Genomic DNA, 9463 nt, shown 5'->3' with positions numbered 1-9463 from the left:
CTCGGGGGCCGGGCGGCGCAGCAGGTCGTCGGGGCCGTCGTCGCCGTAGGTGGTGATGCGCAGGCCGGGTATCTCCGCCTTGGCCAGGTCGTCGACGGAGCGGATGTCGCAGAGGGCGTGCCGGACCTGTGCCATGTCACATATCACTGCCAGCTCGTGCGGCCGCTGCTGCGCCAGCACGGTCACCGCCACCGCCCCCGCCTTCAGCACCGCCAGCCAGCACGCGGCGAGCCACGGCGTGGTCGGCCCGCGCAGCAGCACGCGATGACCGGGCACGACCCCGAGCTCGTCGGTGAGGACGTGCGCCAGCCGGTCGACGCGGGCGCGCAGCTCGCCGTACGTCCAGGTGGGGCCGTCCGGTGTGTGGAACACCGGGCGCTCGTGGGGCGGGCCGGCGAGGAGCTCGGCGGCGCAGTTCAGCCGATCGGGGTAGCGCAGCCCGGGCAGCTCGAAGAGGAGGTCGGGCCACTGGTCGGGGGGCGGGAGGTGGTCGCGCGCGAAGGTGTCGACGTGGGCCGAGACGATCATGGCGGTTCGCCCCCTTGCCTTGTGGGCCGCCGTCGGTGGGCGTCGTGGTGGGCTCGCGGCAACGAGCGTATCGCGTCGGTGACGGCAGTCAACAGAGCGCGATAACGTCGAGGGAGACGTGGCGGAGAGGAGACCGGCGATGCCCGCATTCTCACTCGAACCGGAACAGATCGCCTGGTGTGCGCGGCTGCGTACGCTGGCGGCGGAGCGGCTGCGCCCGCTCGCCGAGAAGGGCGAGCCCGGCCACGTCAACCGCCCGCTGGTCGAGGAACTGGGCCGACTCGGCCTGCTGGGCCGCCTGTTCACCTCCGGCGCGCTCGACCTGTGCCTGACGCGGGAGTCCCTCGCCCACTCCTGCACGGAGGCGGAGACGGCCCTCGCCCTGCAGGGACTGGGCGCGCATCCCGTGCACGCCCACGGCAGCCCCGCCCAGCGGGAGAGCTGGCTGCCGCGGGTGAGCGACGGCACCGCGGTGGCCGCGTTCGCGCTGAGCGAGCCGAACGCGGGCTCGGACGCGGCGGCGCTGGCGCTGCGGGCGCAGCCCGACGGAGCGGCCCGATGGCGCCTGACCGGGGAGAAGTGCTGGATCTCCAACGCCCCCGAGGCCGACTTCTACACCGTCTTCGCGCGCACCACCCCCGGCGCCGGCGCCCGCGGGGTGACCGCGTTCCTGGTCCCCGCCGACCGCCCCGGACTCACCGGGACCGCGCTCGACATGCTCTCGCCGCACCCCATCGGCGCCCTCGACTTCGACGCCGTACCCGTGACCGCGGACGACGTCCTCGGCGAGGTCGACCGCGGCTTCCGTGTGGCGATGGGCACCCTCAACCTCTTCCGGCCCAGCGTCGGGGCCTTCGCCGTCGGCATGGCACAGGCCGCGCTGGACGCGACCCTCGCGCACACCGCCCGACGGGACGCGTTCGGCGGCAAGTTGCGGGATCTGCAGACCGTCGCCCACCAGGTCGCCGACATGGCTCTGCGCACCGACGCGGCCCGCCTCATGGTGTACGGGGCGGCGACGGCGTACGACGAGGGCGCCCCGGACGTCCCCAAGCGCGCCGCGATGGCGAAGCTGCTGGCCACCGAGACCGCGCAGCAAGTCGTCGACACGGCCGTCCAGTTGCACGGGGCCCGGGCGTTGCGCCGCGGGCATCTGCTGGAGCACCTGTACCGCGAGGTGCGCGCCCCGCGTGTCTACGAGGGCGCGAGTGAGGTCCAACGCGGCATCATCGCGAAGGAGTTGTACAAGGAGCTGGACGCGGAGACGGAAACCCCGGAGGCAGACCAGTGAGCACCGAACGCGTCAACCCGCCCGAACTCTCCCCGCCCACCGGCTTCTCGCACGCGGTCGTCGCCACCGGCACCCGCGTGGTCTTCCTGGCCGGCCAGACCGCCCTGGACACCGAGGGCAAGGTCACCGGCGACACGCTCCCCGCCCAGTTCGAGAAGGCGCTCACCAATCTGCTGACCGCGCTCACCGCGGCCGGCGGCACCCCCGCGGACCTGGCCCGCGTCACCGTCTACGCCACGGACGTCGCCGCCTACCGCGTCCACGCCCCCGAACTCGGGCGGATCTGGCGGAAGTTGGCGGGACGGGACTACCCGGCGATGGCGGTCGTGGAGGTCGTACGCCTCTGGGACGACCAGGCACAGGTGGAGCTCGACGGCTTCGCCGTGCTGCCCTGAGCCGTGCCGCTTGAGCCGTACGCCCCGGATCTCGGCGTGCTGAGCGGAGTCGGTCAGGCGGCGACGGCCAGTCGCTCGGCGGGCAGCCGGTGCGGCGCGACGACGCGGCCGTCGGCGGTCAGCTCACCGCTGTCGTCGAACACGATCCCGCCGTCGCACAGCAGCGCCCAGCCCTGCTCGGGGTGGGCTGCGACGACGTGCGGGACGTGGCTGTCGGAGGCAGGGCACGAGGGCCGACGTGTACACATGGCGCACCTCCAGGTCGGTCGGGACCCCTCGGTCCGGGTCCCTGTGAACAAGACCATGCTCCCGTCGCGAACTCATCGGAACGGCTGGACGAGAAGCGTGACAACACGCGGACAACACCCGGACGGTTCCACGACCGTCGATGCGGACTCGCCACCGAAGGGGTGACGGTCACGGCAACACGCGCGCGCGCCCGGTACCAGTGGAAGCCCCACCTTCAGGAGGTTCCCGATGCCCGCGCTCTCCCTGCGCCCCGCCCTCGCCCTCGCCGCCGCGGCGGCCGCGCTGCTCCCGCTCGCCGCCACCGCCGCACCGGCGAGCGCGGACCCGCAGGAGACCGTGACCGTCGACCCCACCGGCACCATCGCCGCGGACGGCACCGTCACGCTCTCCGGCACCTACAGCTGTCTCGGCAACACCGGCCCGGTCTTCGTCAGCTCGTCCCTGAGCCAGGGCTCCTCGACCGTCCGTCACGGCATCGGCGGCACCCGTGCCGTCTGCGACGGCGTGACGCACGCCTGGGCGAACACCGGCAAGGTCTCCTCGGAACCGGTCCAGCCGGGCACGGCCACCGTCGAGGCCACCGTCATGGAACTGCGTCCCGTCGGCGGGCTGCCCCTGCCCCGCTTCCACGCCCTGCGGCGCCAGGACATCACCCTGACCCGGGTCTGACCGCCGCCCGCCGTGCCCGCGGGACCACGGACCGCGGGCACAGAAGGCGGCCCGCCAGGCGGAACCGCCCCGCGCGCAGGGTCTCCTCCGGCAGGCCCGACTCCCGTAGCGCACGGCCGCTGTTCGCCGTCCCCGGTACCCCGGCCAGTCCGTCCCGAAGATCTACCCGCTGGCCGGCGAGGTGTCGTTCCGGGCGCGAGAAGGGGGCGGAAGCGGCAATGCGCCGGTGGCGCGCCGCCCCCCAGGGGGCAACGCGCCACCAGTCAGTCAGCCGGGATCAGGCCGGCGTGCCGGGTCGGTCAGTGGCGCTGGTCGCCACCGTGCCCGTTGCGCCCACCGTCACGGTCGTGCCCACCGTCGCGGTCGTGGCGGCCGTCTCCGTCGTGCCGGCCGTCGCGGTCGTGCCAGCCGTCCCGGTCGTGGCGGCCACCGTCGCGGTCGTGGCGGTGGCCACCGTCGCGCCAGCCGCCCCGGTCGTGACGGCGGTCCCCGTCGCGCCGTCCGTCCCGGTCGTGGCGGCCCCAGGAGGTCTCGTCGACCAGGCGGCCGCGCTCGTCACGCAGGGTCGCGGTGTCGGAGTTCCGGTCCCACACGTACCCGCGACGGGCCTGGTAGACGTCGCTCCCCGTGTCCCGGCCCAGACCCGTGTGGACACGGACGGTCGCACGGCCCTGGAGCAGGACGTGATGGAAGGTGTAGGTGTGGCCCTCCCGGTCGGACAGCGTCCAGTGGTCCAGGTTCACCGCCCGGCGGGAGTCGTTGGTGATGTCCGCCCACTCCGCGTTCAGCGACCGGTTGCCCCGGCCGTCACGCCACGGGGAGGCGTGATGCACGGCGCTGATGAACACCGAGCCGTGGTGCGAGCGGCCGGGCTGATGGTCGGCGGCCGCCGCGGGGAGTGCGGCGGCACCGACGACGGCGGCGGCGACCGCGGCGGCGGCGGTCAGACGGCGGACGGAAGCAGTAACGGACACGAGTGTCCCCCTTCGCAAGGGCGGAACACCCCGGCCACGGCGATGAAACCGCAGGTCGGCGGGGTGTGTTGTGCGGGTGGCGACCGGTCGGCCGCACATCCACACCCTGCACGGAATCCCCACGTCCGGTGAGGGAAATGCGTGCGTCATTACAGATCCAACAGATATCTATGACTCTCGGCTGTATCGACCATTTATGGGCCGAATGCACCGTGTTGACGGGATATGAGATCGTGCGCCCTTGGAAACACTGGAATGTGGCATCTGTCCGCCAGTCCCCGCCACCCCACCTGCGAGAACGCCGTCACCCGAAAGTGAGTAACGGCCCCACGCAAAAGGGCGCCCCCTGGCGGGGGCGCCCCATCACCTGTCAGATGTCCCGGAAGATCTCGATCTGCGCCCCGATCGAGTTCAGGCGCTCGGCCAGGTCCTCGTAACCGCGGTTGATGACGTACACGTTCCGCAGGACGGACGTGCCCTCGGCGGCCATCATCGCCAGGAGGACGACGACGGCGGGGCGCAGGGCGGGCGGGCACATCATCTCGGCCGCCCGCCAGCGAGTCGGGCCCTCGACCAGGACGCGGTGCGGGTCGAGGAGTTGGAGCCGGCCGCCGAGACGGTTGAGGTCGGTGAGATAGATCGCCCGGTTGTCGTAGACCCAGTCGTGGATGAGGGTCTTGCCCTGGGCCACGGCCGCGATCGCCGCGAAGAACGGGACGTTGTCGATGTTCAGGCCCGGGAAGGGCATGGGGTGGATCTTGTCGATCGGCGCCTCGAGCTTAGAGGGCCGGACGGTGAGGTCCACGAGGCGGGTGCGGCCGTTGTCCGCGACGTACTCCGGGGTGCGGTCGTTCTCCAGGCCCATCTCCTCCAGGACCGCGAGCTCGATCTCCAGGAACTCGATCGGAACCCGGCGCACCGTCAGCTCCGACTCGGTGACCACGGCCGCGGCCAGCAGGCTCATCGCCTCGACCGGGTCCTCGGAGGGGGAGTAGTCGACGTCGGTGTCGATGTCCGGCACGCCGTGCACGGTGAGCGTCGTGCTGCCGATGCCCTCGACCTTGACGCCGAGCGCCTCCAGGAAGAAGCACAGGTCCTGGACCATGTAGTTGGAGGAGGCGTTGCGGATGACGGTGACGCCGTCGTGCCGGGCTGCGGCCAGCAGCGCGTTCTCGGTGACGGTGTCCCCGCGCTCGGTCAGCACGATCGGACGGTCGGGCCGGACCGCCCGGTCCACCTGGGCGTGGTAGTGGCCCTCGGTGGCGGCGATGTCCAGCCCGAACCGCCTGAGCGCGATCATGTGCGGCTCGATGGTGCGGGTGCCCAGGTCGCAGCCGCCGGCGTAGGGCAGCTTGAAGTGGTCCATACGGTGCAGCAGCGGGCCGAAGAACATGATGATGGACCGCGTGCGCACCGCCGCGTCGGCGTCGATCGCCGCCATGTCGAGCTCGGCCGGCGGCACGATCTCCAGGTCCACCCCGTCGTTGATCCAACGGGTGCGCACGCCGATGGAGTTGAGCACCTCCAGGAGGCGGTAGACCTCCTCGATCCGGGCGACCCGGCGCAGCACGGTGCGCCCCTTGTTGAGCAGGGACGCACACAGCAGCGCCACGCACGCGTTCTTGCTCGTCTTGACGTCGATGGCCCCCGAGAGCCGACGGCCGCCGACCACCCGCAGATGCATCGGTCCCGCGTAGCCCAGTGAGACGATTTCACTCTCGAGTGCTTCACCGATTCGGGCGATCATCTCAAGGCTGATGTTCTGGTTGCCCCGCTCGATGCGGTTGACAGCACTCTGACTGGTGCCCAGCGCCTCCGCCAGTTGTGCCTGTGTCCAGCCTCGGTGTTGCCGGGCGTCACGGATGAGCTTGCCGATGCGTACGAGGTAGTCGTCTGCCATGGGGTTGAGGCTATCTCAGATATGAGATGGGGCATCTCGGGGGGTCCATTCGGGTGATGCCCCGTCAGTGTCGCTTGGCGGTGTGGGTCTTCCGCCACCCGAAAGGCCCGGGCAAATCCATCGATGTCGTACGACGTCCGGTGCTGCTGTGAGTGTGCCGCGGACCGTTCTTGCCGCCGGTGGTGATGGACCAGGAGTGCCGGTTGATGTTCAGGCGTACGCCGGGCAGTATCCGGAAACTCTTGCGGAACGTGAGGGGCATCGTGCCTCCTTCCGAGCGGGCTGTTTCCTGTCCGGTTACCCCGACTTGGCCTCCTGATGACCGACCCCCCTGATCGTCCCCTTGATCGTCCGGGAAGCGGTCAGGATTCGAGAAGCGCCGACCGGCGGCCCCCGCATAGCGTTGGATCGAGCCGGGCCGCCCGAGACGTTGGAGAGACGATGAGCCACGCCGCCGACAGCCATGACCTGATCCGCGTGCACGGCGCGCGTGAGAACAACCTCAAGGACGTCAGCATCGAGATCCCCAAGCGCCGGCTGACGGTCTTCACCGGTGTCTCCGGATCGGGCAAGAGCTCGCTCGTCTTCGACACCATCGCCGCCGAGTCGCAGCGGCTCATCAACGAGACCTACAGCGCCTTCGTGCAGGGCTTCATGCCGACCCTGGCCCGGCCCGAGGTGGACGTCCTGGACGGTCTGACCACCGCGATCATCGTCGACCAGCAGCGTCTGGGCGGCGACCCCCGCTCCACCGTCGGCACCGCCACCGACGCCAACGCGATGCTGCGGATCCTCTTCAGCCGGCTCGGCACACCGCACATCGGCCCGCCGAGCGCGTACGCCTTCAACGTCCCCTCGGTCCGCGCGGCCGGCGCCATCACCGTCCAGAAGGGCGCGAGGAAAGCGGTGAAGGCGACCTTCGAGCGGACCGGCGGCATGTGCCCCCGCTGCGAGGGCCGCGGCAACGTCACCGACCTCGACCTCGCCCAGCTCTACGACGACTCCCTGTCGCTGAACGAGGGCGCCATCACCGTCCCCGGCTACAAGGGCGGTGGCTGGAACTCGCGCCTCTACATCGAGTCCGGTTTCTTCGACCCGGACAAGCCGATCAGCAAGTACACCAAGCGCGAACTGCACGACTTCCTGCACCGCGAGCCGACCCGCATGAAGATCGCGGGCATCAACATGACGTACGAGGGTCTGATCCCGCGGATCCAGAAGTCGATGCTCTCCAAGGACAAGGAGGCGATGCAGCCGCACATCCGGGAGTTCGTGGAGCGGGCCGTCACCTTCACCACCTGCCCCGAGTGCGACGGCACCCGGCTCGCCGAGGGCGCCCGCGCCTCGAAGATCAAGGGGATCAGCATCGCCGACGCGTGCGCGATGCAGATCACGGACCTCGCCGAGTGGGTCCGCGGGCTGGACGAGCCGTCGGTCGCCCCGCTGTTGACCGCGTTGCAGCGGTCCCTCGACTCCTTCTCCGAGATCGGCCTCGGCTATCTCGCGCTGGACCGGCCCTCGGGCACGCTGTCCGGCGGTGAGGCGCAGCGCGTCAAGATGATCCGCCATCTCGGCTCCTCGCTCACCGACGTGACGTACGTCTTCGACGAACCGACCACCGGCCTGCACCCGCACGACATCCAGCGCATGAACGAACTGCTGCTGCGCCTGCGGGACAAGGGCAACACGGTGCTCGTCGTCGAGCACAAGCCGCAGACCATCGCCATCGCCGACCACGTCGTCGACCTCGGCCCCGGCGCCGGTACGGCGGGCGGCACCGTCTGCTTCGAGGGCACCGTCGAGGGCCTGCGCTCCGGCGACACCGTCACCGGCCGTCATCTCGCCGACCGGGCGGCGCTGAAGGAGAGCGTGCGCAAGCCGACCGGGCAGCTGGAGATCCGGGGTGCGAGCGCCCACAACCTGCAGAGCGTCGACGTCGACGTCCCCCTCGGGGTGCTCTGTGTGGTCACCGGTGTGGCGGGCTCCGGCAAGAGTTCCCTCGTCCACGGCTCGATCCCGCCCGGCGCGAACGTCGTCTCGGTCGACCAGGGTGCCATCAAGGGCTCGAGGCGCAGCAACCCGGCGACGTACACCGGACTGCTCGACCCGATCCGCAAGGCGTTCGCCTCGGCCAACGGGGTGAAGCCGGCTCTGTTCAGCGCCAACTCCGAGGGCGCCTGCCCGACCTGCAACGGCGCCGGTGTCGTCTACACCGACCTCGCGATGATGGCGGGCGTCGCCAGCACCTGTGAGGACTGCGAGGGCAAGCGGTACCAGGCCTCGGTGCTGGAGTACCGGCTCGGCGGGCGGGACATCAGCGAGGTGCTGGCGATGCCGGTGACGGAGGCGGTGGAGTTCTTCGGCGGCGGGGAGGCGGCGACCCCGGCCGCGCACCGCGTGCTCATGCGCCTCGCCGACGTCGGCCTCGGCTACCTCACCCTCGGGCAGCCGCTCACCACCCTCTCCGGCGGTGAGCGCCAGCGCCTGAAGCTGGCCACGCACATGGCCGAGAAGGGCGGGATCTACGTCCTCGACGAGCCGACCGCGGGCCTCCACCTGGCGGACGTCGAGCAACTCCTCGGCCTCCTCGACCGCCTGGTCGACTCCGGCAAGTCCGTCATCGTGGTCGAGCACCACCTGGCGGTCATGGCGCACGCCGACTGGATCATCGACCTCGGCCCCGGCGCCGGCCACGACGGCGGCCGCATCGTCTTCGAGGGCACCCCGTCCGACCTGGCCGCCTCCCGTTCCACCCTCACCGGCGAACACCTGGCGGAGTACGTGGCCGGCTAGGGGCATGAGCCCGGGAGAGTACGCACGCGTCGAGCGGGAGAGACGTTTCCTCCTGGAAGGGCCTCCCGCTGCCGCGTCGGTCACCGCCGCCCGCGTGATCACCGACCGCTATCTGCCGGGGACCCGGCTGCGGCTACGGCGGTCCGAGCGCCGGGACGGCGGGGGACCGGAGCTCAAACTCACCCAGAAGATCCCCGCCGAGCGGCCCGGCGCCGTGCAGGGGTTCATCACCAACACGTATCTGTCCCCTGCCGAGTACGACCTGCTCGCCTCGCTGCCGGCCGCGGTCCTCACCAAGACGCGGCTGAGCGTGCCCCCGTTGGGAGTCGACGTCTTCGGCGGGCCGCTGGCGGGCCTGGTGCTGGCGGAGGCGGAATTCGACAGCGACGAGGCGGCCTTGGCTTTCGTGCCGCCGGTCGGATGTGTGGCGGAGGTCACCGAGGACGTCCGGTTCACCGGCGGGAGTCTGGTCACGACCTCCCGCCGGACACTGGCGGGATGGCTCGGCGAGTACGGGATTCGGCTCGGGTGAGACGGCGGCCGTCACTGCTCCCCGGGGTCCTCCAACTCGAAGTGCCACACGACCACCAGCGGGGAGTCGCCCAGTGCGGTGGCGGCGGCCTCGGGGATCCAGTGGAGGAGGTCCCAGGACATGTCCGTGGGG

10 protein-coding genes are annotated in these 9463 nt (G+C 71.1%); 5 read left to right on the top strand and 5 right to left on the bottom strand.

The features are described 5' to 3' along the window. The coding region (locus tag GRC12_RS37520) for an AMP-binding protein (RefSeq protein ID WP_208784678.1) at window positions 1-528 on the bottom strand (528 nt) is incomplete at its 3' end. A 139-nt stretch (window positions 529-667) separates the two neighbouring features. On the opposite strand from GRC12_RS37520, the gene GRC12_RS37515 reads away from it, so the two are divergent. Then, window positions 668-1819 (top strand): acyl-CoA dehydrogenase family protein, encoded by a 1152-nt coding sequence (locus tag GRC12_RS37515; RefSeq protein ID WP_208784676.1) that lies wholly within the window; start codon window positions 668-670, stop codon window positions 1817-1819. Then, window positions 1816-2214: a RidA family protein gene (locus tag GRC12_RS37510; protein WP_208784674.1), complete on the top strand. Its 399-nt coding sequence runs from the start codon at window positions 1816-1818 to the stop codon at window positions 2212-2214. Before GRC12_RS37515 ends, GRC12_RS37510 begins: the two co-directional genes overlap by 4 nt. Window positions 2215-2267: 53 nt before the next feature. Here the strand turns inward: GRC12_RS37510 and GRC12_RS37505 are convergent, their stop codons facing one another. Next, window positions 2268-2462, bottom strand: coding sequence for a DUF5999 family protein (locus GRC12_RS37505; protein WP_208784671.1), 195 nt, complete (start codon window positions 2460-2462; stop codon window positions 2268-2270). Between the two features lie 229 nt (window positions 2463-2691). Here GRC12_RS37505 and GRC12_RS37500 point away from each other — a divergent pair, with 229 nt between their 5' ends. Further along, window positions 2692-3132, top strand: a complete 441-nt coding sequence (locus GRC12_RS37500; RefSeq protein WP_208784667.1) for a DUF6299 family protein — start codon at window positions 2692-2694, stop codon at window positions 3130-3132. Window positions 3133-3431: 299 nt separating this feature from the next. Here GRC12_RS37500 and GRC12_RS37495 read toward each other — a convergent pair whose 3' ends face one another. The 3 genes from GRC12_RS37495 to GRC12_RS37485 form a co-directional block, all read right to left on the bottom strand. Next, a complete protein-coding gene (locus tag GRC12_RS37495; RefSeq protein ID WP_308286724.1) occupies window positions 3432-4106 on the bottom strand; it encodes a lamin tail domain-containing protein in 675 nt (224 codons plus the stop codon). A gap of 370 nt (window positions 4107-4476) precedes the next feature. Beyond that, window positions 4477-6006: a helix-turn-helix domain-containing protein gene (locus GRC12_RS37490; RefSeq protein ID WP_208784662.1), complete on the bottom strand. Its 1530-nt coding sequence runs from the start codon at window positions 6004-6006 to the stop codon at window positions 4477-4479. A 64-nt stretch (window positions 6007-6070) separates the two neighbouring features. Continuing rightward, on the bottom strand, window positions 6071-6268 hold the full coding sequence (locus GRC12_RS37485; RefSeq protein WP_133046062.1) for a DUF4236 domain-containing protein: 198 nt from the start codon (window positions 6266-6268) through the stop codon (window positions 6071-6073). A gap of 179 nt (window positions 6269-6447) precedes the next feature. Between GRC12_RS37485 and GRC12_RS37480 the strand changes: the two genes are divergently transcribed. Together GRC12_RS37480 and GRC12_RS37475 are read left to right on the top strand one after the other, a co-directional pair. After that, window positions 6448-8799 carry an ATP-binding cassette domain-containing protein gene (locus GRC12_RS37480; RefSeq protein ID WP_208784660.1) on the top strand — a complete coding sequence of 784 codons (2352 nt, stop codon included), beginning with the start codon at window positions 6448-6450 and terminating at the stop codon, window positions 8797-8799. 4 nt (window positions 8800-8803) lie between these two features. Then, entirely contained in the window at window positions 8804-9331 is a 528-nt protein-coding gene (locus GRC12_RS37475; RefSeq protein ID WP_208784658.1) for a hypothetical protein, read from the top strand. The last annotated feature ends 132 nt before the right edge of the window (window positions 9332-9463 follow it).

Origin of the sequence: Streptomyces griseorubiginosus (assembly GCF_017614965.1) — a bacterium.
GTDB lineage: Bacteria > Actinomycetota > Actinomycetes > Streptomycetales > Streptomycetaceae > Streptomyces > Streptomyces griseorubiginosus_B.
This window is presented reverse-complemented; position numbering and strand designations above follow the sequence as displayed.

What these genes read in the sequence shown, in the direction of transcription:
- GRC12_RS37515 (WP_208784676.1), top strand. Translation starts at nt 668, where the DNA reads ATGCCCGCATTCTCACTCGAACCGGAACAGATCGCCTGGTGTGCGCGG.
- GRC12_RS37505 (WP_208784671.1), bottom strand. Translation starts at nt 2,462, where the DNA reads ATGTGTACACGTCGGCCCTCGTGCCCTGCCTCCGACAGCCACGTCCCG.
- GRC12_RS37500 (WP_208784667.1), top strand. Translation starts at nt 2,692, where the DNA reads ATGCCCGCGCTCTCCCTGCGCCCCGCCCTCGCCCTCGCCGCCGCGGCG.
- GRC12_RS37490 (WP_208784662.1), bottom strand. Translation starts at nt 6,006, where the DNA reads ATGGCAGACGACTACCTCGTACGCATCGGCAAGCTCATCCGTGACGCC.
- GRC12_RS37485 (WP_133046062.1), bottom strand. Translation starts at nt 6,268, where the DNA reads ATGCCCCTCACGTTCCGCAAGAGTTTCCGGATACTGCCCGGCGTACGC.
- GRC12_RS37480 (WP_208784660.1), top strand. Translation starts at nt 6,448, where the DNA reads ATGAGCCACGCCGCCGACAGCCATGACCTGATCCGCGTGCACGGCGCG.
- GRC12_RS37475 (WP_208784658.1), top strand. Translation starts at nt 8,804, where the DNA reads ATGAGCCCGGGAGAGTACGCACGCGTCGAGCGGGAGAGACGTTTCCTC.